At 45.8% G+C, this 26,812-nt stretch carries 21 protein-coding genes and 1 CRISPR repeat array; of the genes, 10 read left to right on the forward strand and 11 right to left on the reverse strand.

The features are described from left to right. Positions 1-175: 175 nt before the first annotated feature. Entirely contained in the window at positions 176-1,738 is a 1,563-nt protein-coding gene (locus tag NZ848_RS04080) for a glycoside hydrolase family 43 protein (RefSeq protein WP_259014463.1), read from the forward strand. A gap of 205 nt (positions 1,739-1,943) precedes the next feature. Here the strand turns inward: NZ848_RS04080 and NZ848_RS04085 are convergent, their stop codons facing one another. The 4 genes from NZ848_RS04085 to NZ848_RS04100 form a co-directional block, all read right to left on the reverse strand. Next, the gene (locus NZ848_RS04085; protein WP_259014464.1) at positions 1,944-2,669 is read right to left on the reverse strand and encodes a LytR/AlgR family response regulator transcription factor; all 726 of its coding nucleotides are present in this window, start codon (positions 2,667-2,669) and stop codon (positions 1,944-1,946) included. After that, the gene (locus tag NZ848_RS04090; RefSeq protein WP_259014465.1) at positions 2,666-3,727 is read right to left on the reverse strand and encodes a sensor histidine kinase; all 1,062 of its coding nucleotides are present in this window, start codon (positions 3,725-3,727) and stop codon (positions 2,666-2,668) included. Before NZ848_RS04090 ends, NZ848_RS04085 begins: the two co-directional genes overlap by 4 nt. A gap of 276 nt (positions 3,728-4,003) precedes the next feature. Then, positions 4,004-7,129: direct repeats of the CRISPR family, unit length 30 nt; unit sequence CCATTAATCGCACCATGTAGGAATTGAAAC. A 187-nt stretch (positions 7,130-7,316) separates the two neighbouring features. Beyond that, on the reverse strand, positions 7,317-7,550 hold the full coding sequence (locus NZ848_RS04095) for a Kazal-type serine protease inhibitor family protein (protein WP_259014466.1): 234 nt from the start codon (positions 7,548-7,550) through the stop codon (positions 7,317-7,319). Between the two features lie 126 nt (positions 7,551-7,676). Further along, positions 7,677-8,015: a zinc ribbon domain-containing protein YjdM gene (locus tag NZ848_RS04100; RefSeq protein ID WP_253524317.1), complete on the reverse strand. Its 339-nt coding sequence runs from the start codon at positions 8,013-8,015 to the stop codon at positions 7,677-7,679. A gap of 173 nt (positions 8,016-8,188) precedes the next feature. Between NZ848_RS04100 and NZ848_RS04105 the strand changes: the two genes are divergently transcribed. Further along, positions 8,189-8,464, forward strand: a complete 276-nt coding sequence (locus tag NZ848_RS04105; RefSeq protein WP_259014467.1) for a hypothetical protein — start codon at positions 8,189-8,191, stop codon at positions 8,462-8,464. Between the two features lie 24 nt (positions 8,465-8,488). Here NZ848_RS04105 and NZ848_RS04110 read toward each other — a convergent pair whose 3' ends face one another. Together NZ848_RS04110 and NZ848_RS04115 are read right to left on the reverse strand one after the other, a co-directional pair. After that, complete coding sequence (locus NZ848_RS04110) at positions 8,489-9,040, reverse strand: hypothetical protein (RefSeq protein ID WP_259014468.1); 552 nt, start codon at positions 9,038-9,040, stop codon at positions 8,489-8,491. After that, complete coding sequence (locus tag NZ848_RS04115; protein WP_259014469.1) at positions 9,037-9,690, reverse strand: hypothetical protein; 654 nt, start codon at positions 9,688-9,690, stop codon at positions 9,037-9,039. The genes NZ848_RS04110 and NZ848_RS04115 overlap by 4 nt, the downstream gene beginning before the upstream one ends. Positions 9,691-9,987: 297 nt before the next feature. Here NZ848_RS04115 and NZ848_RS04120 point away from each other — a divergent pair, with 297 nt between their 5' ends. Next, positions 9,988-10,503 (forward strand): hypothetical protein, encoded by a 516-nt coding sequence (locus tag NZ848_RS04120; protein WP_259014470.1) that lies wholly within the window; start codon positions 9,988-9,990, stop codon positions 10,501-10,503. Between the two features lie 272 nt (positions 10,504-10,775). Then, complete coding sequence (locus NZ848_RS04125) at positions 10,776-13,202, forward strand: TonB-dependent receptor domain-containing protein (protein WP_259014471.1); 2,427 nt, start codon at positions 10,776-10,778, stop codon at positions 13,200-13,202. Between the two features lie 163 nt (positions 13,203-13,365). On the opposite strand, the gene NZ848_RS04130 is transcribed toward NZ848_RS04125, so the two are convergent. Continuing rightward, positions 13,366-14,748, reverse strand: a complete 1,383-nt coding sequence (locus NZ848_RS04130; RefSeq protein ID WP_259014472.1) for a phage portal protein — start codon at positions 14,746-14,748, stop codon at positions 13,366-13,368. A gap of 273 nt (positions 14,749-15,021) precedes the next feature. Here NZ848_RS04130 and NZ848_RS04135 point away from each other — a divergent pair, with 273 nt between their 5' ends. Then, positions 15,022-15,564, forward strand: coding sequence for a cupin domain-containing protein (locus NZ848_RS04135; protein ID WP_253524346.1), 543 nt, complete (start codon positions 15,022-15,024; stop codon positions 15,562-15,564). Positions 15,565-15,604: 40 nt separating this feature from the next. Then, positions 15,605-16,429, forward strand: a complete 825-nt coding sequence (locus tag NZ848_RS04140) for a helix-turn-helix domain-containing protein (RefSeq protein ID WP_259014473.1) — start codon at positions 15,605-15,607, stop codon at positions 16,427-16,429. 74 nt (positions 16,430-16,503) lie between these two features. Here the strand turns inward: NZ848_RS04140 and NZ848_RS04145 are convergent, their stop codons facing one another. Next, a complete protein-coding gene (locus tag NZ848_RS04145) occupies positions 16,504-18,060 on the reverse strand; it encodes a hypothetical protein (RefSeq protein ID WP_259014474.1) in 1,557 nt (518 codons plus the stop codon). Next, positions 18,053-18,520, reverse strand: coding sequence for a DNA-packaging protein (locus tag NZ848_RS04150; RefSeq protein WP_253524357.1), 468 nt, complete (start codon positions 18,518-18,520; stop codon positions 18,053-18,055). The genes NZ848_RS04145 and NZ848_RS04150 overlap by 8 nt, the downstream gene beginning before the upstream one ends. A 952-nt stretch (positions 18,521-19,472) precedes the next feature. Between NZ848_RS04150 and NZ848_RS04155 the strand changes: the two genes are divergently transcribed. From NZ848_RS04155 to NZ848_RS04165, 3 genes are all read left to right on the forward strand, one after another. Continuing rightward, positions 19,473-21,719 (forward strand): TonB-dependent receptor, encoded by a 2,247-nt coding sequence (locus NZ848_RS04155; protein WP_259014476.1) that lies wholly within the window; start codon positions 19,473-19,475, stop codon positions 21,717-21,719. Positions 21,720-21,879: 160 nt separating this feature from the next. Continuing rightward, positions 21,880-23,304: a serine hydrolase gene (locus tag NZ848_RS04160; RefSeq protein ID WP_259014477.1), complete on the forward strand. Its 1,425-nt coding sequence runs from the start codon at positions 21,880-21,882 to the stop codon at positions 23,302-23,304. Positions 23,305-23,463: 159 nt separating this feature from the next. Then, the gene (locus tag NZ848_RS04165; RefSeq protein WP_259014478.1) at positions 23,464-24,183 is read left to right on the forward strand and encodes an RHS repeat domain-containing protein; all 720 of its coding nucleotides are present in this window, start codon (positions 23,464-23,466) and stop codon (positions 24,181-24,183) included. A gap of 40 nt (positions 24,184-24,223) precedes the next feature. On the opposite strand, the gene NZ848_RS04170 is transcribed toward NZ848_RS04165, so the two are convergent. Beyond that, positions 24,224-24,592 (reverse strand): winged helix-turn-helix transcriptional regulator, encoded by a 369-nt coding sequence (locus tag NZ848_RS04170; protein WP_101726620.1) that lies wholly within the window; start codon positions 24,590-24,592, stop codon positions 24,224-24,226. 127 nt (positions 24,593-24,719) lie between these two features. On the opposite strand from NZ848_RS04170, the gene NZ848_RS04175 reads away from it, so the two are divergent. Then, positions 24,720-25,589, forward strand: coding sequence for an SDR family oxidoreductase (locus NZ848_RS04175; RefSeq protein ID WP_259014479.1), 870 nt, complete (start codon positions 24,720-24,722; stop codon positions 25,587-25,589). Between the two features lie 139 nt (positions 25,590-25,728). Here the strand turns inward: NZ848_RS04175 and NZ848_RS04180 are convergent, their stop codons facing one another. Next, entirely contained in the window at positions 25,729-26,697 is a 969-nt protein-coding gene (locus tag NZ848_RS04180; RefSeq protein ID WP_259014480.1) for an alpha/beta hydrolase, read from the reverse strand. Positions 26,698-26,812: the final 115 nt, after the last annotated feature.

Here is a 26,812-nt window from a genome sequence, read left to right on the forward strand (position 1 = left end):
TTACAATCCGGAAACTATCCTTTTACCACAATTAGTAAAGGATAGTTTTTTTATTCCCCTCGCTTACTCATTCTTCAGTAGCAATCTCGCGGCTGTCATTTGGCCTCTGCACAATACCCTTTTAATTGTCATAATATTTTCTTTTCTTCGTCAGATAACTCAATCTATCAACCTGATGAAATCATTAAGCGTATTTATTTTACTTACATTCCTGTTTGCTTTCAGCATACAGGCTCAGAAGCGCACCCCTGTTAATACCTACCGAAACCCCGTTATTGCCGGAGACTTTGCCGACCCGTCGGTCATTCGTGTGGGAGACACCTATTATGCCGCCGGAACATCGTCTGAATGGGCACCGGCTTACCCGATTTATACATCCAAAAACTTAGTCGACTGGGAATATCTCGGCCCGGTTTTTAATGAAATACCGACATGGACAATGGGCAGCTATTGGGCACCTGAGTTGTTCTATCGCAACGGCACCTATTACGTCTATTACACCGCCCGCCGGAAATCAGACAAGCAATCATACATTGGCGTAGCCACTACCAAAGACCTGAAAAAAGGCTTCACCGACCACGGACTGATTATTGAATGGACAAACGAAGCCATTGATGCCTACGTGGTGGAAGACAAAGGCAAGCTGTACATTACCTGGAAAGCCTACGGACTCGACAAAGGCAAAACCATCGAACTACTGGGTGCCGAATTATCAGCCGACGGACTGAAAGTAACCGGAGAAGCATTTACAATGATATCAGCCAACAAAAACGATTGGGAAGGCGGCGGTGCCGAAGGGCAATCTATCTTTAAACGTGGCAAATACTGGTACATGCTGTATTCGGGCAACTCTTGCTGCGGCAGCAAATGCAACTATATGGTGGGCGTGGCAAGGGCAGAAAAACTGCAAGGTCCCTGGACAAAATTCGCAGGTAACCCCATATTGGTAAGTGGCGATGCATGGAAATGCCCCGGACACGGCACCGTAGTAACCACGCCAGATAACCGTTATTTTTACCTGCACCATGCCTACAGCGGCACCGACTTCACCTACGTGGGCCGACAAGGCGTGCTGACCGAAATGGTATGGAACGAAACCACCCGGTGGCCTGCTTTCCGTTACGGCAAGGCTACTCCTCAACAGGCAGAATCGCCAGCCGAAACCAGTGTAGCCAATTATGAAGGTTTTTCGGTAGATTTCAGCAAGAATATACCTAATCTGCGATGGATATTCGATGTGCGCCAGCCAAAACCTGCTTATGCAGTTCAAAACGGAACACTACAGATTGAAAACAGCAACACTACCCAAACCGGAAACTTCATTGGTTTCAATATCAAAAATGGAAGTTTTGCTTTCTCGGCACAGGTGCTGCCAAAGGCTGACGTAATGCAGAACATTGTCATTTACGGCGATGCCAACAACGCCTTAGGCTACGGAATAATGCAGAATACGGTGCAGCTATGGCGCGTTAAAGACGGCGTGCATGAGGTAATAAAAACGCAGGAGATACCCCAGACCAACAAAGAAATAACTCTGAAACTGCAAAGCTACAACGGCCGTTTTTATGAATTCAGTTGGGAAATAAAAGGCGAAAAAACCGATGGCAGCAACAAACTGGCAGAAGTAGACACTTTATGGCTTCCCCGTTGGGACAGAGCCCCCCGTGTAGGCCTCAATGTATCAGGCAAACCCGGCGGCAAGGGCGAAGTAAAGCATATAGAGATGAAGTATTTGTAAAATTGAGCAGAATTAATTGACATATTTTAACCACAGAGTTTCTCTGAGCAAGACACGAAACTGTATATTCAGTTCTAAACTCACTCCGTGACACTCTGTGCTTTAAACTTAGTGACACTCCGTGGTTAAAAAATTTACCCATCTGCCCCATGCCTTCTGCAATTACATTCGGCATTCTGCGATCGACATTCAAAAAATAACTTCACTATTTACTCAACAGCCTACTCTTCACCACCAGCTCAATCACCTGCTCGCGCATGGTTCGGCTCACCGGTATCAGATGCCCCCCAATCGTCAGGTCATTGTTTTCAATGCTCGCTATTTTGGCCCTTGCCACCAGATAAGACTTATGCACCCGTAGAAATCTATGAGGGTCCAGGTATTCCTCCACCGCTTTCAGTGGCAGCAGTGTCATGTACTTACCCCGGCTGGTGTATATCATTACATAATTTTGCAGGGCCTGCACAAATAGAATCTCGTCTATCAGTATCTTCTCATACTTGCTTTCGCACTTAATAAACAGGTAGTCTGGCTCGGCGCTTACGGTGTGGTTTCCGGCCTTTCTATTTTTCAGCTCATGCAGTTCGCGCGCCTTGTTGGTGGCTTTGTAGAAACGGTTAAAAGTAATGGGTTTCAGCAGGTAATCAACGGCATCAAACTGAAACCCCTCCAGCGCATAGTTGGGGTAGGCTGTGGTAATAATCACCATAGGCAGCTTAGGTTTAATTTTCAGGAAGTCCAGCCCCGTCATGTGGGGCATCTGAATATCCATAAAAATCAGGTCTATGGCCTCATTTTCCAGTATTTTGTTCAGCTCAAGCGGATTCTCAGCCACAGCCACAGCCTCAAGGTAATCAATTACCTCCATGTATTTCAGCAGGCCCTCGCCCGCCAGTGGTTCGTCGTCTACAATGACACACCTGAGTTTCATTTCAAATCTATGGTCAGGTTTACCTGATACGTTTGTTTGTCAGTATCAATCCATAATTTATGCCTATGCGGATACACCAGATTCAGCCGCCGTTCCACATTCTTTAAGCCTATCCCGTGTGCAGTGGCAGGTGCATCATTTCTGCTGTTTTCAATCTGCATTTCAAGGGTCTGATGCCCCTTTACTGCCAGGCACATCCGTATAAAATGCGGCCGCCCTTTGCCCTTCGACACATGCTTGAAGGCGTTCTCAACAAAAGGCAGCAACATAAACGGAGCGATGCGAACGCCCTGCGCCGATGCGTGGTTAATCTCAAACTGCAAATCGGTCTGGTTTTCGTTCAGCCTCAGCGACTCCAGTTCAATAAAATTCTCTACAAAATGCAGTTCTTTGCTGAGCGGAATCTCCTCGTCGTTACACTCATAAAGCTGATACCGCAGCATCTCTGAAAACGAAGCGAGCGACTCCGACGCCCTGTCGGGGTTTTTGTGTATCAGCACAAAAATAGAATTAATGGTATTGAACAAAAAGTGCGGATTAATCTGCGATTTCAGGTATTTCAGCTCTGTTTCCAGGTTATCTTTTTCGAGCGTGAGCCTTTTCTTCTCGGCTTCCAGCCAGTTTTTGCCCAGCTTTACGCTCATGGCCAAAGTCATGCTGGCCGCTGTTGACGGCAGCGCATTGATAGCGAAAATAAACGGGTAGTCGGATGGCGGGCGACCAAACATCTCATAAAAACTGAGACCCGAGAAATACGGAGCCAGATAATACCCGCCCGTAATCAGAGCCGAACAAACCAGAATAGTAATAATAACCAGCGCAATGTAAGTGCGGTAAGCCCCCACGTACAAAAACCGCGGGATAAGATAATACAGATTAAAATAGGCGCCCAGTGCCTGAAAAACAATATAACCCAGAAACTTAACCGGCAGCGGCCCCAGAAAAAGATACGCGAAGGCATCGTGCAGGTTACCCACGTTAATGAGCATCCAGAGCAGATGATACCCTATCCAGAACGGAATATGATGGAGTTTATATCTGAAAAACCAGTTTTGCATCAATAAAGCCTTAACAATCAATAGCCCTAAGATACAGATAATCTCCCACCCCCCAAACCCTGATTGACGTATGGTATTAAATAGATGATGAAATGCAGAAACCGAACACCGCATCGTATATTCTAATAAATTACTACCTTCGTTAGTTTGCAGACGGGCATCAGGTTGTCGTCGATGATAAGGGAAAAACCTAATATTGGAGGTCGACGACTTTTTTATTTGGATTTCTCCTCAAAAACCCCTAAAATAGCACCTGCAAAGCCCCTTTCAAAACGGCCATTAATCGCACCATGTAGGAATTGAAACCGCGAGGCAACTATCTTAAAAACCTCGGGGTTTTGGGCCATTAATCGCACCATGTAGGAATTGAAACAATCAGAAATTGGTTTTATTGATAGTCAGGCACCGCCATTAATCGCACCATGTAGGAATTGAAACCGCGCACATTGTCTGCCTGAGTTTAAGCTCGTTTTACCATTAATCGCACCATGTAGGAATTGAAACCAATGAGAAAATCGGATCTAAAGTGTACAATTTCACTTTTAATCGCACCATGTAGGAATTGAAACAAATGTGCGACTTGTATATTTAAAAATGAATGCAAACCTTTTAATCGCACCATGTAGGAATTGAAACAAAGAAAGCGAATTCAACTACATTAAAGACGAACGGACTTTTAATCGCACCATGTAGGAATTGAAACGCCATTCATGCCATTTGACATCCAGTTTAAAGTTTCTTTTAATCGCACCATGTAGGAATTGAAACTTTCAGTAGACTCAAATCTACAATCAATACCGTACCTTTTAATCGCACCATGTAGGAATTGAAACTTATTTTCAGCAGCCAATTCTGTTCTTAATTTCTCTTCTTTTAATCGCACCATGTAGGAATTGAAACTAGTATATTAAAGAAAGACTGGAAATTCAACGGAGTCTTTTAATCGCACCATGTAGGAATTGAAACAAAATTCTTGTTATTATGCTCATTTTCTGTGTGTGCTTTTAATCGCACCATGTAGGAATTGAAACATGGAAACGCAAGATGTTTATATAGAGGTTTGGGTACTTTTAATCGCACCATGTAGGAATTGAAACACCTCTGGCGGTAATAGACCTTGAAACAACCGGAGACTTTTAATCGCACCATGTAGGAATTGAAACGACGCAACTGCAACCCATGGCATAACAGATGAAGACCTTTTAATCGCACCATGTAGGAATTGAAACAAATCATTATGCCTCTTCGTCAATGGCGCTTTCTCTCTTTTAATCGCACCATGTAGGAATTGAAACTAAACACAGCACTAGGGTCTGAAGTAGTTGAAGGACTTTTAATCGCACCATGTAGGAATTGAAACTCGGCTTTTACAATTTGTAACCTAATTTGTAACTTACCATTAATCGCACCATGTAGGAATTGAAACTTTTCTTAATTTTTAAAGTTTAAATTGAACAATATTCCATTAATCGCACCATGTAGGAATTGAAACTGTTAACGCCATTTACGGATGGTGTGGCCGGACTGACCATTAATCGCACCATGTAGGAATTGAAACTCAGCTCTACCGTTCACATAATCAATATAGCCCTCCCATTAATCGCACCATGTAGGAATTGAAACCGCGGTAGCCATAAAAAACATTATCGCGCCATGAACCATTAATCGCACCATGTAGGAATTGAAACTGGGTTGAAGCGTGTAGCAACAGTCCTGAAATTCTGCCATTAATCGCACCATGTAGGAATTGAAACTCCGTTACAATTACGCCACCTGATTTTTTATACATACCATTAATCGCACCATGTAGGAATTGAAACATTACCTTTTCGACTTGTCGCCAATTGCTAGTTAAACTTTTAATCGCACCATGTAGGAATTGAAACATTTCAGTTAAAAGCAGATCCTGGTAATCACCAAAACCATTAATCGCACCATGTAGGAATTGAAACAAATCCCCGGAATTTCGCACAAGTTTGCAGCTAATTCCATTAATCGCACCATGTAGGAATTGAAACTCTACATAACCTGTACCTTGCATACCTTTGTGCGCTTCCATTAATCGCACCATGTAGGAATTGAAACAAATAGAGAAAGCAAAAGTAAAGGCTTATTTTAACCCCATTAATCGCACCATGTAGGAATTGAAACTAAGTGCCTTAAGGGTCTTATCAGATTCAGCGGATGCCCATTAATCGCACCATGTAGGAATTGAAACTTTCTACTATGTCGTCTGTTACTGCGTTGCCAAGCACCATTAATCGCACCATGTAGGAATTGAAACTTTAAAACAAATATTTTATGCTCGTTATTTATTGTTGCCATTAATCGCACCATGTAGGAATTGAAACACCCTTTAGCTATAAAAGCATTTTTATTCCTTAAACCATTAATCGCACCATGTAGGAATTGAAACGAGTACTTTTTATCTACAACGCCTACACTCCGTATCCCATTAATCGCACCATGTAGGAATTGAAACTTCAGCTTGTCTTTCGCGCTTGACGTATGCCGTATTCCATTAATCGCACCATGTAGGAATTGAAACATTTCCTGCTTTCGGACGTTTACAAGGCAGATATTTCCATTAATCGCACCATGTAGGAATTGAAACAACTCATCTTTTGTTATTATTATTTCTCTCTTGAACCATTAATCGCACCATGTAGGAATTGAAACGCACGGTTACACCTATTGTATTAAGTGTACCCCCTTTTAATCGCACCATGTAGGAATTGAAACTTGTTTCGGTTGCTTCCTTTCTCCCGTTGTAGACTCTTTTAATCGCACCATGTAGGAATTGAAACCAATTGCCGAAAACTTAGAGGGTACCAATGTAGTTCCCTTTTAATCGCACCATGTAGGAATTGAAACTGGGATAATGTAATCTGTAATACTGCAAGGTTAAACCTTTTAATCGCACCATATAGGAATTGAAACTTAATATGCGTGATGCAATGCGTAGCTGCACATCCCTTTTAATCGCACCATGTAGGAATTGAAACAAAGACCGCGACGGCAAGCCTGATAAATCGCACTATCCATTAATCGCACCATGTAGGAATTGAAACCCGGCAAAAAGAATAAAGCCTAATAGCAAGATAAACCATTAATCGCACCATGTAGGAATTGAAACAGTTAAAAATTCAGGATTAACCCTAATTGTGCTTCTCCATTAATCGCACCATGTAGGAATTGAAACCGCGCTTGCCTATTATATAAGATTCGGTCAGGTCATCCTTCTTATCGCACCATGTAGGAATTGAAACCGCAGGTACAGAGAGCCACCCACCGAAAGGTTTTCACTTTTAATCGCACCATGTAGGAATTGAAATGGCGTATTCGGGTCATACTTGCCGACACGTAGGGGCACTTTTAATCGCACCATGTAGGAATCCAATGAAGTACCAGCGATTAAGGCGGACCGCCGCGCGGTCGCTGTCTATTCAAACAAGGTCTGTTTATTAAAGTGCCAACTTAAACCGACGTCGCATGGTTGGTATTAATAATTGAAAAATCCTTTATTTAGATAGCCACCGATCGGGTGGCGTACCACTTCATTCGGTGCAAGTGGAGGTAATTGGCATTCTTACACCCCTTTAGGGGCTGGGGGCGTACACTTCCCCAACGTATACTTCGTTATGCCATGGGCTTCAGCATCGCAGGCATTGCCGTAGGTTTTGTTATTACAGCCACACACAGGGTTATAAACCAAATCGCAAACCCGTCCATTGTTTGGCTTTTCTACACACTCCTCTGGGCTGTTTTCTTTACTACAAGCCATCCCGGCCAATAACAAAGCAACAAAAGCTATCTTTGCCATTATGATTCGAATATTTTTTACAAAATAAAGCAAAAAAAACGTATACCAGCAACACTAAGCCCTCAATAAAAAGTAATTACCACCCCTCCCATTTCGAGCAGTTCGTTCTATCGGCTGGTGTTTCCTTTACGCCTTGCGCACAAACTCCGACTTCAGGCTCATGGCGCCAAAGCCGTCAATCTTGCAGTCAATGTTATGGTCGCCGTCGGTAAGGCGTATATTCTTTACTTTCGTGCCGGCTTTTAAGGCTTTAGGCGCTCCTTTTACGGGTAGGTCTTTTACTATTACTACGGTGTCGCCGTCTTTCAGCTCGTTGCCGTTGGCATCCAGTATTTTCGCTGCGCCCTCTTCAACTTCTGCCTCCTCAGGGTTCCACTCATAAAAACATTCAGGGCATATCAGCATACCATCGCTCGGATACACATACTCACATTTACATTTCGGACAAGGCGGAAACTCAGACATATTCTGTTCTTTTTACTGTTTATAGAAGAAAACTACTGCCGCAAAAGTACAGATATTTTATAGATAAACATATACTGTATTGAAACCGGCCTCATTTCTGCCGCCCGATACCCAAAAACACTAAACCGGTGGTATAGTTTTTTTGGCTCAAACTTTATTAAATCAACCCAATTATGAAAAGTCTACATTTTTTGGCCCTGGCTCCGGCACTGATGTATCAATTCAGATTTCTTAATTTTTTTCTGAATCCCGGTCATGGTACAACTTATAACGGCGGAGCCATAGCAGATGAAGAACAACTGGCCGACGAAAACCTGGAAGACGAAGACCTGCCCGACGAAGCCCCCAAGCCCGCTGCTGACGGTTTTAGCTATACGCAAACAGACCCCAATACCCCACACGGGCGCGAAGTGTCTGAAATAGAAACCAATGATATGGATGAGAAGTAGCCCCTTGACCGGCACGGGCAGGCCTTATTTTTTTACCTCCTGCGGGCGCCCCTTCGGCTCGGTATCTACCTGTTTTATCGGATACACATAAATGAGGTACAAATAAAAAAACGCCAGCGATATTACCAGTATAATAACCCCCAGTATAGAAGAACTTACCTTTACCCCGCTGAGCGAAATCTCAACATTGGTTGGGTCTTCCTTGTTAACCACTTTCATAGACTTATAAAACTGTATGGCAGCAAATGCCAGGCCGCAGAATACAATCAGTAGCACAAAGGTAAAGATAATTCTGGACGACAACGCCTGAAAATCATACACCTTCTGTGTATAGGCCAATTGTTGGACATAATGGTCATGCGCGACCTTCACTGACTCAAATTGAAGTCTTTTGATAGCGGCAGTAATAGCAGAATCGAGCGAATCTAATGCCGCAGGCTCTACAGCAGAATCAGGCTTTGATGCTACATACTGCTTGTAAAGCGCCTCTAATGATTTAACTGTGGTATCCTGAGCAAAGCAGCTTTGCCACCCCAAAACACACAGGAATGCAAAAAAGAAAAAGGTAGTTTTCATTGGCCATCTTTTAATTTTGTCAGTAATCCAATCATGTTTGTTCTGTATTTAAGCCTTTCTGCTTTGGTTTTACACAAATCAATTTCGAGATTCCGCCATTCAGATGGATTTCTGGTCGGGTAAACTATCTTCCATAAACTATCAATTCTGGTTTTCAGCTCATTTAATTTTGTATCAATCTGATTGGCATTATTAGCAGCCGGAGTTACAGGCGTGGGCACATAGTTCGGAGGCTTGATTATCGGCACGTCCTGATACACTGTCATGGTCTGAGCTTTAATTTCCTGCAATACCTTGTCGTAGCTTAACTTCCCATCCTGCAAAATACTGCTTTTTTCAATCAGCGTAAACCCGAGTTCATACTTGCCTTTGTTCTGATTATATTTTAAAATTTCCTGCACGGCTTTCTTCGATACCACCGTATCCTGCCTTTGGATACTGACAATATCGTCTGCCTCATTTTTTACATACGCGAATGCTATGAATCTGGAGGTATCCAGTAAAGTCGGATATTTCTGCGAAAAAGACTTCCAATCTTTAATCTCCAGAATCTTTTTGGTATTCGCATTTACAGGTTGCTGACCAAATAGAGGAGCAGCCGACAACAAAAAGAAAAATCCAGATACGAGGCAGGCCGTTTGAGTTTTCATTGCAAAGCATGAGTTACATAGCGAAGAGAACATAATTACCTAAATATCTAAACGCAACCCCAACCAAGCAAGTTATTTTTATTTTGCGGTTGCTGAATGTTTGCCCATGTGGCGCGAACTTCCAGTTCGCCGCAAATACTAATTGTGAAACATCGTGTTACCTTAGTGTACGTAGTGGCAAAAAAATATAGCCACAATTTTTCCGAATTCAAATCCTAAAACCCCAAACACATTTTGATTTTTAAAGAAAAATGCGTATATTAATAAAAGAACATTATTAACAAAACTTAAAATTATATGGAAAAAGAAGAAGAAAAAGAAATTTTTAAACAGTGGGAAGAACTTGAGAAAATTAGTGACGAATATTATGTTTACTCACAAAGGCTCATTAAGAACAGTGATTTTAAATATTTAGGAAGAAAAATCCTGAATTCTCCCGATGCAAGATATTTTATATATCTTTTACAAAGTCTGATACATGATGATCGGCAACTGATTAAAGAATTTTTTCATGAGCTACTTGACCATGCCTTATTAGGTAACCCGACATCCATTTTATCTGCTAGACCAGTAATTAAAATGATCGAGAATGATTGGTTAAAAGATAGACTCTATACGGCAATCAAGGAAATGTTATTTGAGATTGATACAAAAGAACCACACGAAAGCTTTTGGGCTTATAGGAGAGCATACGAGCTTCTTGATTATATAGGTTTTAGAGAGGAAATAATAAATCTTTTAGAAAATTGCAAAATACACAATGACCCTGATGTAATTGAACTATATGATGATTATTATACTCTGTATACCTAATATTTTTTTGAAGATTTACTACAAATATTGTTCCTGTAACCCCTGAGTTCGCCCCAAATACCAATAGTGAAACATAGTGCTTTAGTGTACCTAGTGGCAAAAGATTACAGCCAGAATGTACTCTAAGTACTCAAAGTAGCACAATTAACTCCCCTTTAGGGTGGCCTGCCATATCGGCTGGGGCTACATTTCATCAACCCCCACCTGCAGTTCGTCAATTCTCAATAAATCCCAGGCAACAGTTTTCTAAACTTGAATAAAATTCAAGATATATGAAAACGCTATTGCTAACACTGTCAAGCCTTCTGTCTTATCCGCTGCTGGCACAAATCACGGGCAGGGTAGTTACCACCAAAGCCGAAGCCGTTCCGTTTGCCAACGTGGTATTGCTTTCAGTGCAGGATTCAACCATCATAAGCGGCACCACAACAGACGAAAACGGAGGCTTCCGCCTGAACCCCACCCAAAAGGGTACGTTCTTTCTGCGTATCAGCAGTATCGGCTATCATACCTATCAATCGCCCGGTTTCAGTTCTGCTGATACCCCACTGGCCATGCCTGTTATACAATTGATAGACGAAAACAACACCCTCAATGAAGTAATGGTATCGGCACGCAAAGAACTCATTCAGCATACGCCCATCGGCAAGATTATCAACATCCAAAGCAGCCTCATGACCAAAGGCAGCAATGCCATGCAGGTGTTAGAACGGCTACCCGGTGTGATATCCGACCGCCGCAATAACCAGTTCAGCCTGAACGGACAAGCCGGTGTAACCGTCTTATTCAACGGACGGCGTATCCAGATGGCAATGGACGAACTCATGGCGCTGCTGGAAAGCACCCCTGCCGAAAACATCGAAAAAATTGAGCTGATAACCTCGCCAACGGCTCAATATGATGCCGACGGCGGCGCGGGTATCATCAACATTGTATTTAAAAAGAATGAAAACGAAGGCACACGCATCAACCTGTCGGCCACTGCCGGATACGGCTACCGCGAAAAAGCGCAGACGGCCATTAGCCTGTCGCGCGGATTCAAAAAAGCCAGTCTCAATGTAGCTTATGCGTTTGGGCATAACCATAGTTACTCGGGCTACCGCGGGCATGGCACAGCAGATTTTCCGTTTATGGGCGGCTTGAATAGTACTGAGTTCGGAGGCTTAACCGACCGCAGCCAGCAATCGCATAACCTGAATCTGGCCGCCGAATACCACCCTGTTACAAATACCACCATCGGTGCCGAACTCACCTTTTCGGCTTCCAAAAGCCATAACCGGGTAGCCATACTGGGCGACAGAATCATGCCCGACAGCAGTTTTCTGGGCTCAACAGGGCTATCAGACGGCACATCCGGGTTACAGAATCTCATATCATCGGTCTACATCAATCACAAGTTTTCATCACGCGCGCAATTGAATGTAGATGCCAGTTATATCGGCTACCGGAACACCAGCCCCACGCTGGTTACGTACCGGTATTACGACGAATCCGGAACCGACATCCCCCCCACTAACCCTATTTTCAACTATGGTAACCGTGGCCAAAGCCACTCAACCATTCAGGTAGGGGTTTTTAAGGCTGATTATATCCTTGATGTTTCACACAAAATAAGGCTGGAAACAGGGCTGAAAGCCAGTTATGCCCGCAACGCCAACGATAGCAACGTAGAACGCAAAGTGAGCGACGCCTGGGAAATTGACCCCCGCACCCAAAGCAATATTCACGGCAACGAGCAGATTCTGGCCGCCTATGCGCAAAGCCGTTTTACGCTCAACCCGAAGGCAAACCTGCAGGCAGGCATACGGTATGAATACTGGCAACGCCACATCAGCACCAGCCATGAGGCCTTTACTATTGCGCAGTTTTTCCCGTCGGTGCTATACACTTACGCGCCCAATGCGCATACCAACCTCAGCTTTAAATACAGCAGGCGCATCAGCCGCCCTGCCTATACCGATTTAATCTCTAACCTGTTTTATAACGATGCCACCTTTGTTTTTTCGGGGAATCCGCTGCTAAAACCAACCCTCACCGATGCGCTGAAGGCAGAATACAGCTTCAAAGGTTTCAGCGCCGGACTAACTTTTCAGTACGATTTGCACCCGATACTGCGCTACCAGATTACAGCCAACCCGCAGAATGACATCGGCGTGTCATCACCCCAAAACCTTGATTACCAGAAAAGTATCACCCTCAACCTGAACGCACCGATACAGTTAACAAACTGGTGGAAATTAAACCTCGGCAGCACCACCGCCCTGCGCCGATACAAAATATCGTACACCCTGCGCCCCGCCACAGAAACGTATGTGTACCAGAACCTGAACTTCACCCAAACCATCAGCCTGCCCCGAAACTTTGAGGTTGAACTCTCGGGCTGGCAGAACTTTGCCTTTCTTGACGGAGCCAACAAGTTGAAAGGCTTCGGCGTGGTAAACCTGGGCATTGCCAAAAAACTGAAAGGCGACAAAGGCACATTCCAACTGTCACTACCAGACCTCTTCCAGACCTTTTCCATATACACCCACATCGGCAGCGTTGCGCCCATTGCTTTTAACATCAGAAGCGAATCAAAATACAAAGACGAAACCGCCTTTTACCGGGTCATCCGCCTCACCTACTCCCGCAGTTTCGGAAAAAACACCAAGAGCATTAACAGGAATAATGAGAATGAAGAAAGGGAAAGAGTAAGATAAAAGTTATTGGTTCTTTGCTTAAAATTTCCCCCGTGCGACGGTCGCTCCTTTTAAAGGAGGGGTGGCAATTTTCCCAACAAAAGTTGGGAAAATTGACGGGTCGGACCGCCGATGCGGTGGTTAAGGCCTTAAAAAGAGCTTTGAACGTATTCAACTACACCTACTACCCAACTTTCCCTACCCCTTCCTCACTCTTAATCCGCTCCCACTCCAACCCGGCGTCCGCCACAAGGCCCGATTTCTCAATAGCCGTTTTCTGAGAAAGAATAGCTTTGCCACCCACTGCGCTTTTCATGTTCCGCACCAGGCTGTCGAGGTCGTTAATCAGATACGGTGTAATTTCCTGGCGGATATCCATTGCCCCCAGCGTAGTTTTCAGTTCAGGTTTCAGCCAGGCAATATGTGCTTTTACCAGGCTCAGGCGGCGTTGCAGGTATTCATCAAAAATCTCCCGTTTCTCCTGCACTTTCAGGTGGGCATCCATAAACAGCATTTCCAAGGCCACGCCCGATATCCCCTGCTTTAAATCCTTCAAAGTATCAAACGAAATATCCGGCGTTTGGGTGAAAGAATAAATCACCTTAAAGAGCGTTTCAATTTCCAGTCTGATAGACTCCGGCGCGTGGTCCCAGCTCAGGTATGAGGCCTTCGAGCCCTTCTCGCCCTGTATAATCGCCCCTGACTCTCCTTTTTTTACAAAGCCCTCAATTTCGCCTTCAATAAAAATCTTGGGGTTGCCGTGGTAGTCGTTGGTATCGGCAAAATTGCTGAGCAAATGCTCCAGCCGCTCAATAGCCGTTTGCACATCTGCCCAGTCGGCCTGCTCTTCCTGTGCAAAAATAACCGGAACCTTCCCGATGCTATTCACCGCCGACTCCCTTTCCAGCCAGCCGTCGCCGGTTTTCTCAAATAGCTTATATTCTTCGTCGGTAAACACCTCAAAAAACGCAACTTCCCTGTTATCACGGTAAAGGCTATACGCACGCGAAAACGCCACCAGATCGCCATAGCTATTAAAGCAAGGATACAGCCCGTCGCCGTCCCAGGGGCTTAGTTTCAGCACCTTTATCCGGTAAGGCGTTTCAAAGCCGTAGTCATTATGCTTGCGGTCGGTACTTTCGCCGCTTACAAACCAAACCTCGGCCACGGCAGTAGCTCTCAACAAATCGCGGGCAATTTTGCGGTTAAAACTATCCATCTTATTGGCCTGCAGTACTTTTTTTACCAGACCAAGCGCCTGTGCCTCAGCCTCATTTTTAGTCTGACAAACCAGTTTTACCGGATTCCCGAACAGAAATGCCACCGATGCCCCCACAATTTTTTTCTGGATAGGCAGCCCGAGGCGATTCACAGAATCCCAGCGGTCAAAGCTGCCGTCTTCTTTCAGCACCTTGCGGTCGGGGCGTTTGTGCAAATCAAATACCGGGTGTTCAGCCACCTGATACTGCGCTTTCAGTTTCTCAATATCGGGTTGGCTCACAGCGCCTTTCAAGAACTTCACCAACGCCTCAATGTCGTCAGTCTCAGCAATTTCAAATACTTTCATTTAGTTGTGTTTTTTTAGTAAATATACCATTTTGTGCTTATATTATAAGCATATTTATTAGAATAAAATTGTGAGACAGGATAGCCACAAGGTACGCTAAGGATACACCATGTTTCACGATTTAAAATTGTGATACCTAGTGTCATTTGTGTTCATAGTGGCAATATTTCAAATCTTTCATCAGGCTATGCTTAAATGTCCATTTCTTACCACTAACCAATCGTTTCAACCAACCATCTTTGCTGGCATATTGAACCTAAAACAGCATCTGATATGCAACGCAGAAAATTCATTCAGGCCTCTCTGGCATCTATGCCCATCATGGTTGCCCCTTACACCGGCAAAGCCCGCGCTGCCAAAAGTTTTACAGTGCCGGCCGGTAAAGACCGCTTCAACCAGCCCACGCCATTTAAAGGTGTAAACCCCAACGATGTTAAAATATCTGCCAAAGACACCGACGGCGAGCTTTCGGTATTTGAATACACAGGCTACCAGAAAACCGGGCCATCGCTGCATGTACATCTGTATCAGGATGAAACCTTCTATGTGATAGAGGGTGAATACCTCTTCCAGGTGGGCGACGAACGCTCAACCCTGAAAGCGGGTGACACCATTTTTTTGCCCCGAAATATACCTCACACCTGGCTGCAACTGACCGACAAAGGCAAAATGATTTACTTCCTGAACCCTGCCGGTAAACTGGAAGAGTTTTTTAAAAAAGTATCTGCCGCCCAGGGGCCACCCACCCGCGAGGCCATAGACAAATTGCACCACGAACACGGCATGAAAGTACTGGGCCCGCCCATTTCTTTATAAAAAATGCTTATCTTTGTTAACATACCCATGTTTGCAAGCCATGCCATTTTTTTATGACATACCGCCGGGGTTTGCGCTGAGGCAGCACGTAAGGGTGTATCGGTTTCTGAATTTTTCATTTACCGATACGGCTCCGGTAAAGGCTTACCCTCCGCGCCCCGAAATAACACTGGCGTTTTATCCGCGAGACCCCGAGCAGGTAAGCTATGCCAACGGTAAACCATTAAGATCGGTAAAATCGGCGATTATAGGTCAGCAAAGCGTCGTGAACCAAAGGCAGGTCGGACAAGAATTTCTGCTGATACAGGTGGTTTTTCAACCGGGTGGGTTTTACCGCCTCACGGGTATTCCAAGTTTCCATCTTACCAATCAATACCTGGACGCTGAAGCCGTTCTGGGCGCCGAATTGGGCAGACTGAACGAACAACTGGCCAATATCAGCCATTATCCTGCCATGATTCCGGCTGTTGAAAATTACCTCATGTCTTTGCTTATCAAATCCACCTACCAGCTGCGCCCTATCGATAAGCTGGGTTTGGTGATGCTTGAAAACCCGAGCGGCTACACATTAGACCAACTGGCCAAAGAAGCCTGCCTCAGCGCCAAACAACTGGAACGCAACTTCAACGAACGGATGGGCATTAACCCCAAATACTTTGCCCGCATCATCCGGTTCGACAAAGCCTTCCGGATGAAAAACGCCTACCCCCATAAAGACTGGCTGAGTATTGCGCTCGACTGCGGTTATTACGACTACCAGCATCTGGTGCGCGACTACAAAGAATTTACAGGCGCAACTCCAACAGCCTTTTATCTGCAAGACACCCAATCGCCTGAACGTAAATTTGGCATTGTGGAAGTGTGATGGTCATTCTGGGTGCCGATACTCTGTTTTTCATTCCCCTTTAGGGCGGTCCGACGTTTCGGCTAGGGGCTGCATTAAAATAAATTCGCCAGATTCTTCACCCGCCTGCTCACCCTAACCGGATAAAACGTATTGGCCAGGGCATCAAAAGCATCGGTACTTCTGCCGAGGCGTTTTCTGATTTCTTCTTTCGGCTCTATGATAATCGCCCCATTGCTCTGAAACCTCCATCGTATCTCTGTTGCCTCCTCTGTCAGCGCGAAGCCCGGTGGCAACATCGCGTGTTGGTTATTCTTAGGGTTCAGCCAATCCCTCACCGCCCAGAACAAATACGCCCGCATGTTGGCAAAAGTGTACTGGCCAGTCAGGTCTGTCAGCTTTTCTCCTCTGGTATCACTGGCGGCCTCGCTATACTTGCAAGACAAAGCTCTGGCTTTAAAACCCAGCTCTGCTATACGTGCATACACCCCTGCCCCCTCGCCAATGGTATCTATCAGGCTCATGGCGTGGGCATCATGCTGCAATACCGACACAATTTTTCCGGCCACCTCCATGTGGTCGGCGGTGCCGCCGCTGTTGGCCATGGTAAATTGCTTTACAATGTTGCCATATCGGTAACAAAATACGGTGCTGTCGCGCCCCATTCCGGCTACATCAACGCCCAGTCGTAATTGCTCCGGGTAATTGCTCTCCAACCCATGCGACTGATGATACTCCGCCCATCGTTTCTGTGCCAGCTCAATCCATATTTCCGGAATCAGGCTGTCTTCCGCTACTTTCGGAAACCGCCCCAGTACTTTCTTGCGGAAATTATCTTCCGGCCTGTACCATACCCCCTCAAACTGAAAATCATCAAGCGTTTCGTTAAAATCACTGGCCTGTATAATGCTGCACCAGTTTTCAATCTTGTCTTTTACCCAGCGATAATCTACCTGCCCGGGTATAATCACCTGCTTTTGCACCACATTGGGGGCAGTTAAAGAATTAAGCCTGAACTTCGCCCAACGTTCGCCTTTCTGGCTGCGGGCAGCGTAACCGATAGTGGTATTAGGATTAAACACAATCAGCATCCGTGAGTTTCCCTGCAAATTGCCCTCAATAGCCGCAAAGGTATCATCCAGAATCCCCGATGCCTCCGTAACCACAAACATGGTATTAACTGCATGAAAACCCGACCACGACTCGTGCCGGTGCGGGTCAGCCCTGAAAGCCGTCAGAAACCACTCTTCGTGGTCTGTGCGTATATCAAAGGCCGTCAACTTGCCGGGCAACTCAATGCCCCGGCTGCGCGCGCGGTTAAACAAGCGGGCAACCTCCGGCACACAGATGTTCTTCACCTGTCGTTCGGTGGGGGCTGTCATAGCCACCTTTGTGTTGGCAATCAGCTCACCTTTTTCGTTCCATTTGGGGGTCAGGTACATAAAGCAGATAGCAGCCACAGCCGCCACAAAGTCTTTGCCACGGGCTGTACCCGAAGCCACACTGGTGCGCGGATACACCTGCACCGACCGCAGAATGGCCTCCTGCTCAGCATCCAGATGCACACCCAGCGCTTCACGCGCAAACAAACACCAATCCTGTCGCCACTCTATGATTTTGGCCTTAGCGGCCAGTTCATAGTTTTCATTCATCTTCATCCCTCGCTGATGTTTCCTTCAGAAAATCAAAAAAACCTCTGTTTATACTTTCTCCGCCCGACGTATGGTCTTTTTTATCAACCAAGCCCAGTTTGCGGGCTATTATATTGGCATTGAGCAGCCCCGAAGCCACCCCCTCAAACTGCTGATTATCAATTATCTGCCGTATACGGGCAGTGGTAGAGGCAAATTCCTGGCGTGCTTCATAAGTTTTAAAAGTACCCAGGCTGATGTCGATAAAATTGCAGAGCCCCTCCAGCGTAAACGGGCGCATACGCCTGATATCAGCAGAAACAGGCCGCCCCTGATGCTGAAAAACCTTCTCTTCCAGCAGCGGATTATCTGAGCACCATCTGAAATATTCATTGCAGGCTTCAATCAGGGCTTTCGGGGTTCTGAATACCCTGTCACGCCCGGTTGTCGACCGTAGTTGGTAGTATTCTTTCTCAGTCATGCAGATTTAATTTACACCAAATATAAACATTTATGCTTATATTATAAGCATGGTTTTGAAAAAATATTCGGGCTTGAAAACATAAAGATATATACCGGTACAGCCGCACTGCGTGCGTCTTCAGAGGGCTGTCTAATAAATAAAAATGTTTTCAGGTGCAGAACATACAAGCAACGATTCAGGCATAAACAAATTCGTCGATGAGCCGCATTGCAATTCGGCTCTACCAAATTCAATAAACGCTACACCGCCACCACCAAACCCCCTTCTTTCCCATCCAACTGCGGCAAACAATTCACCATCAACAAAGGCATACGGTAAAGTTTAACAATTGTGGAGTTTTGTCAATGCCCTTCTGACATTTAACAACACTCGCCAGAAAACGACACAAAGACAAACCAAATAAAGTCCCGTCAGGGACGGTATATCAGTAGAAAACAATACAAAGACAAACCAAATAAAGTCCCGTCAGGGACGGTATATTAATTCTCCGTTACTAATATACTATCCCGAAGGGATACAAAAACATTATTCAAAGCTTTACTACAGATATATCATCCCTAACGGGATATAGTTAATCACAAATTTTTTAACAATTCTTCAAATGGGTAATGCACCATAGCTTTATCGCCCCCCTTCACGGCGCGTGTTTGTGCTAATGCTATTTTCATGATATCACCCCCTAGCCCCTAAAGGGGAACCTTTTTAACTAAATCTAAATGATGTGTTTGATACGTTCTAGCAATTTCCCCTCCTTTTTTCAAGGAGGGGTGGCATTTTTCAACACAGGGTCTTGAAAAATGCCGGGGTGGTTGAAGGTCTTGTAAGCCCCTTAACCCTATATCAACCACAATTCTTCCTACACTTCTGCCAATAGCCTATCATCTTTCAAATTAAGTATTTATTTTTGTAACCCATAGGCACAACCCGCATTTCATCACGCAAACAACTTATGAAGTTTTTCAAACCTCTACTATTCTTACAACTATTAACGGCCACAACCGCCTTTGCCCATTTGGGTACTATTGTGGGCAAGGTAACAGACGCCCGCACCAGACAACCCGTTCGCGGAGCCAACATTGTTTTAACCGGCCTTAGTCGCGGAGCCATTACCGACGAAGCAGGGTATTTCCAGATTAACAATCTGTCACCGGCCACTTATACCGTCGAGGTGTCATTCATTGGCTACACCGCCCAGACCCACACCGCCGAAGTAAAAGCCGACGAAGCCACGGTAGTAAACTTTATACTAACCGATACCGAGGTATCGCTGGAAGAAGTGCAGGTGTCAGCCACCAACCCACAGCATCAACAGGTTATTTCGGGGCTGGATATCCGGCTGCGTAACATCAATAATTCGCAGGAAGTGCTGCGCATTATTCCGGGCGTGGTTATCGGGCAGCATGCCGGAGGCGGCAAAGCCGAACAGATTTTCCTGCGGGGTTTTGACCTCGACCACGGTACCGACATCCGCCTCACTGTCGACGGCATGCCTATCAATATGGTTTCTCATGCCCACGGACAAGGCTATGCCGATGCGCATTTCATCATCCCCGAACTCATTGAGGGGGTTGATTTCAAAAAAGGTTTATATGATGCCGACAAAGGCAATTTCAGCACGGCTGGCTGGGCTAATTTCCGTACCAGGTCGGTTCTGGAACAGAACTTCGTGAAGGCCGAAGCCGGACAGTTCAATACTTACCGACTCGTAGGCGGTGCCAATGTGCTGAAAAAGAACGACCAGAACGCCTACCTGGCCGGAGAATACAATTATTCTGATGCCTATTTTGATGCGCCACAGCATTTCAAACGGCTTAACCTGCTGGGCAAATACCATGGGCATTTAAGCCCCAATACCAACCTCAGCTTGACGGCTTCTACTTTCTGGAGCAAATGGCTGGCATCAGGCCAGATACCCGACAGGGCAGTTGAAAGCGGACAAATCGGATTTTTCGGAGCCATTGACCCCAACGAGGGCGGCCAGACCAGCCGTACCAATCTGAATGCCGAACTGGTTACACTCACCAGGCATAATCATGTCTGGAAAAACCAGTTCTTCTACTCAAACTATAATTTCGAGCTCTATTCAAACTTTACTTTTTTTTTGGAAGACCCCATCAACGGCGACCAGATTAAGCAAAAAGAAGCCCGCAACCTATGGGGATACAACAGCCATTACTCTATTGCGCATGGCATTGGCCAGAAACAAGCTACGTTTAACGTCGGCCTTAATTACCGCCACGATATAACCAACGATTCTGAGCTGTCGCATACCTTAAACCGTACCCGGCTGCTGAAAGCCATCAAACTGGGCGATGTAAACGAAGCCAATTTGGGCATTTATGCCGACGAGAGCATTCAGCTGAGCAACCGCCTGTCGGCAACTGTCGGTATCCGCTTTGATTATTTCCATAATCAGTACCTCGACCACCTGCAAAACAACAACACCACCAAAGCCAGTGCCTCTATTGTATCGCCCAAACTGAATCTGTATTATACCCAGAATAAAAGCCTGCAGTTTTATCTGAACATGGGCAAGGGTTTCCACTCGAACGACACCCGTGCCGTAGTAGCGCAAAACGGACTCGAGATTTTACCCCCTGCCTACGGAGCAGACCTCGGCACTACCTGGAAGCCCTTCCCGAAACTGCTCATCAACGCTGCTTACTGGTATTTGTGGATGCAGCAGGAATTTTTGTACGTAGGCGATGCAGGAGTCGTGGAGCCATCTGGACAGTCAGTCAGAACCGGCTTTGACGTATCGGCGCGCTATCAGCTAACCCGCAGTCTATTTGTTGATTTTGACGCCAACTGGGCAAAACCACGTGCAGTGGGCGAAGCCGAAGGACAAAACTACCTGCCGCTGGCTGTTAAGTTTACCAGCATTGGCGGGCTTACAATCAAAAACAAAAGCGGTTTCAGCGGAAGCCTGCGCTACCGCTATGTGGCCGACCGCCCCGCCAATGAAGATGGCAGCATAGTAGCCAAAGGCTATTTTGTAACCGATGCCCTGGCCAGCTACACCAAAGGCAAATACACGCTGGGCGTAACGATACAAAATCTCTTCAACACCCGTTGGAAAGAAACCCAGTTTGCCACCGAAAGCCGCCTGAAAACCGAAGCCGAACCGGTAGAAGAGATCCACTTCACACCCGGCACACCCTTCAATGCAAGAGTGTTTTTGCAGGTGAGTTTCTAAATAAAAATTGTGAAACATGGTGTTACCTGGTGTACATCGTGGCTATTTTTAATTTGCCACGAAGTACACAAAGTGCGCACTAAGTTTCACAATCTTTCAAAAAACGCTGTAACCTTTCCCCAAACCCGGAGTTTCCCCATGAAAATCACTTTACATTTTCATGAAGAAGCTACTTACTTTATTACTTTTAATCAGCCAACTGGCCAACGCGCAATCGAAAGAAAAACAAACCGAGGCTTTTCTGCTCAGGCAGATGAAAGACCTGAAAATACCCGGCCTGCAAGCCGCTGTGGTGCAGAATGGCAAAATTGTTTTCAGTAAAGCTTATGGCATGGCCAATCTGCAAGATAATGTGGCCGTAGATAACCAGACCATCTTTGCCATTAACTCCTGCACCAAGGCGTTTACAGGTGTAGCCATTATGCAACTGGTAGAAGAAGGCAAACTGAGCCTCTCTGCCCCTATCTCCCATTTTGTCGACAGCCTGCCTGCACTCTGGCAACCCATTACCATTAAGCAATTGCTGACACATATTTCCGGCCTTCCTGATATTCTGCGCATACAGGACCCCGCAGGTGCTGCTAACGAGGAAGCCTCATGGAAAAAAATACAAACCCTGCCGATGGACTCGCCCACCGGTACGCAGTTCAGTTACAACCAGACCAATTATGTGCTGCTGGGCAAGGTAATAGACAAACTACGCGGCCAGCCATTTGCCCGGGTGTTTCAGGAAATGCAGTTTAATGTAGTGGGCATGCCGCATACGCTATTTGGCGACTCGCGCGACATCATCCCTCATTTTGCCCCTACTTATAGCTTCAAAAAGGCAATGGATGGCATAACCTTACCTGAACCCCGACTGACCAACAATTATGCAGAATTTATGCCTGCACGCCGGACAGGCTCAGGCCTGAACAGCACCGCCGAAGACATGGCCCAATGGATAATTGCCCTTCAAAAAGGCAAATTATTTAAAAATAAAGAAACACTGAACGCCCTCTGGACACCCGCTACCTTCAATAACGGCCAGCCTACCCAATGGGCTATGGGTTGGGGTGTTAACAAATGGCGGCCGCGCCACCGCGCCTTTGGCATGACAGGCGGTGCCCGTTCTGCCTTTCTGGTATATCCTGATGATAACCTGGCCGTTATTGTACTCACCAATCTGGGTGGTGCATCGCCCGAAAACTTTCTGGAAGAACTGGCAGGTATCTACAACCCCGATATTCCGGCGGCCGACCCCATTACTACCTTAAGAATTGAACTCAATAAACGGGGCTACAACAAAGCCATAGAAACAGTGGCCGACATCCGTAAAAAAGACCCCACCTTTAAACCCGACGAAAACGAGCTGAACGACTGGGCCTACCGTGTTATGTCATCTGACCGTACGGCTGATGCCCTCGCACTCTTTCAGCTAAACGCCTATCTGTATCCTGAAAGCTGGAATGTGTATGACAGCCTGGGCGAAGCCCTGCTGAAACTCGGCCAAAAAGAAGAGGCAATCAGGATGTACCGGAAATCAATAGAACTCAACCCTAACAACAACGGGGGCAAGAAAGTATTGGAGCGGTTGGGGAGGTAGAAAATGAAACCCCAACGAGGGGCAAGGGGGGGAATATAACCCCCTCAAAAAATTCTCTACCGTTAAATCACTAATCCGCTCATATTCAAGCCTTTTCTATTGCTTTTTGTTAAATTTGTTTAGCGCCATAAACGTATTCATACAAATTCGGTAAACACCATGAAAAAGCTTTTTGTCTTTTCAATTATTTCACTAGCTCTCGGTTGCGCCAAACCCTCAGCTGAGCCAAATCCTGTAGCCGGAGAAAAAAAACTGGTAGCGCTTACAGCCAACAACAAACCCAACCAGAAATTTGAGTACAATAACCATTTACTGGTAAAAGAAAACCTGTTCATTGGCTGCGAAACCAACCCAACCGACGAATACACATACGAATATAAAAATGGAAGGGTATCGCGGCTGCTTACCACACTCCGTAGTCTGTATTCAAGTAGTATGGCTTTGTGTGACCCGGCGGCAGGCATGAAATCAGAAGAAACATTTGAGTATAACAACGCCGGGCAGTTGCTGAAAGTAATGAGAGCCAGCTCAACTACCGAATACACGTACAACGCCAAAGGGCAGGTAGTAAAACAGGCGGTTGTCAGTAACGGCAGCGCTTACGTGACCACTTATGAGTATGATACCAGGGGCAATCTTATCAAACAAACCGACCCCGGCGGAGCATCGACTTATTATACTTATGACGACAAAATCAATCCATATCATAAAATCAACCATCGCCCGCAATGGATAAGCGCCTTCAACAAAAGCCCTAACAATGTCATTAAGGCCACCGGGAAAGTCAGTTTTGAACGTACATTCAGTTACAGCACCGATGGCTACCCCGTTGAAGTGTACGAAGACAACCTTGTTACTTACAAGTTTGTATATAAATGATACAGCACCCTACAAAGTGCAGAAGAAAAACTTCCGGCACTTAGTTGTTCGTCATGGTAGCCCGGCGGTGGTTCAGCCCCCACATCAGCATACTGTCAATCACGTCTGACAACTTACGTGCAGACTCCGTCAACTCATATTCTACCAGCACCGGGGTGGCATCATACACCACCCGCTTCACCATGCCGTTCAGCTCCAGTTCTTTCAGTTCTTTAGAAAGCATACGGGGTGTAATTTTGGGTATATTCCGCTGAATCTCCGTAAATCGTTTAATACCAAACAGCAAAGAACCCAGAATAGGCATCTTCCATTTTCCGGTCAATACATTCAGGGTGTCGTTCAGTGCCAGCACAAACTGCTCGGGGCAGGCTTTTACATCGGCAAAATCCATTATTGTTGTAGGTACCATTTCCAGATTATTTTCTTTACTATACTTTAGTATAGCGCTATACAAAAGTATATCACTATATTTTATATAGCAAATATATATACTTTTGCAGCAACATAATTATTTTATAAAGAAAATTTTCAAGAACATGATTTTAGTAACAGGCGCAACCGGACAATTCGGTGCCACAACTATCGACTTCCTTTTAAAAAAAGGCACACCAGCCAACGAAATAGCCGCATTGGTAAGAGATGAAGCCAAAGCAGGCGACTTAAAAGCCAAAGGTGTGCGTATCGTAACCGGTGATTATGACAACTACGGTTCATTGGTTGAGGCCTTCAAGGGCGTAGACAAACTCTTGTTTGTGTCAGGCAGCGATGTAGCGAACCGCATTAAACAACACGAAAACGTAGTAAAGGCGGCCAAAGAAGCAGGCGTAGGCCATGTGGTGTACACCAGTTTTATACGTAAAAACGAAACCGAAACGTCGCCCATTGCTTTGGTGGCGCAATCGCACTTGTTTACCGAAAACGCTTTGAAAGAGAGCGGTATCACCTATACTATTCTTCGCAATAATATTTATGCCGATATCCTGCCTATGTTCCTGGGGCCTAATGTTACTGAAACAGGCGTGTTTTTCCCTGCCGGCGATACCCCAGTGGCCTTTACATTAAGAAGCGACATGGCCGAAGCCACCGCCAACGTATTGACAGGCACCGGCCACGAAAACCAGGATTACCGGATTTCAAACACCGAAACCGTTACTTTTCATGACATTGCCCGTTTCATAGGCGAAGCAGCAGGCAAAGAAATAGGCTACGTAAGTCCGGAATCGGCCGTTTATAAACAAGTGCTAAGCGGCGCAGGTTTGCCTGAAGAGGTAGTGGCCATATCGGTAGGTTTTGCCGAAGCCTTTAAACAAGGAGAGTTTGATTCAACCGAAACCGATTTAGATACACTACTGGGCCGCAAACCAGGCACCGTAAAAGATTATCTGACAGCCGTGTACTCGGCGTAGAGACAGATTGCATCCGTCTTCAGGCTATGATATCACCCAATACATGATTATCAGCCCCAATGGTTTATTATCTGCTGAACAGACAACCCCGGAGCCACATGCAATGTGGCTCTACCCATTTCTATCGCTAATTCAGACCCTACTTCACAAACGACTTATCCAGCCAGCTGACACACGCCTGCCACGCCTCAACCGGAATTTTGGCATGATACGTATCTTTCAGCACCACAAATGCTTTCTGGTTGCCGGGTATGGTACCATAAAACTCTCTGGCTTTTTCTACCGTAAACAGCTCGTCTTTATCGCCAATGCCTACCATTATCGGCAGGTGCAGGTCTTTTTCTATTTTTAGTTCTTTTACGGGTATCATGGTTACAAACCGCAGCGTGTAAGCATAATTATACAGCGGGTCTTGGGCAACCGTCATGCCCTCGCGGTAGTATTCCACCGCCTGGTGCGACGGCCGGAAAATAGAGCTGGCCACAATACGGGCCTTTTGCAATAACGACGGCTGCACTACCTCGCCCTCTTTTTTGCGCTCATAAGCCGCCGAAAGCAATATTAAACCTGCCATTTCCTGAGATGCCGCATTGGCCGAAACAATAGCCGACACCACCCCCAGGCTATGCCCCATTACCACCACTTTAGCAAAACCAAGCCCTTTAATGTACCGGATAGCCTCTACCAGATCGGCAATAAAGCGATCTTTGCCGGGTGCATCGGCTCTGTTGCCACCCGATAACCCATGCCCGCGGTAATCAAGCCCGAAAGTGGTATAGCCCCCGGCTGCCAGGGTTTTTCCGGCCGTGTCGTACGCACCGCTATGCGCCGTAATGCCATGAAAAATAAGCACGGCCAGGTCTTTTTTGGCAGGCACGATACTATCCGGGTTCCATCGCCTCATAAACAGCGCTTCACCGTCAGTGGTAGTCAGCAGCTCATGCGGGGCCTTATAACCCTCTCTTAAAGACGCCGCCTCGGCAGGCGAAATACCCTTATGATTGGTCTTAGATTCAGCAGGCAGATAAGCCAGCGCCACCCCGGCCAGCAGGATAACCGCAATAAGCGCAAGTACGATATACACGATTTTTCTGGTAGTTTTTTTCATGAATCAACACTTATGGAAACATACAAAACTAAATAAGAAAAGTGCAAATAAGATAAAATGCGAGGGATTTTTTTGAAGTAACTATCAGTTGATTATTGATTTGCTGATTCTGGTA

It is taken from the genome of Emticicia fluvialis, from assembly GCF_024793945.1.
Taxonomy (GTDB): domain Bacteria; phylum Bacteroidota; class Bacteroidia; order Cytophagales; family Spirosomataceae; genus Emticicia; species Emticicia fluvialis.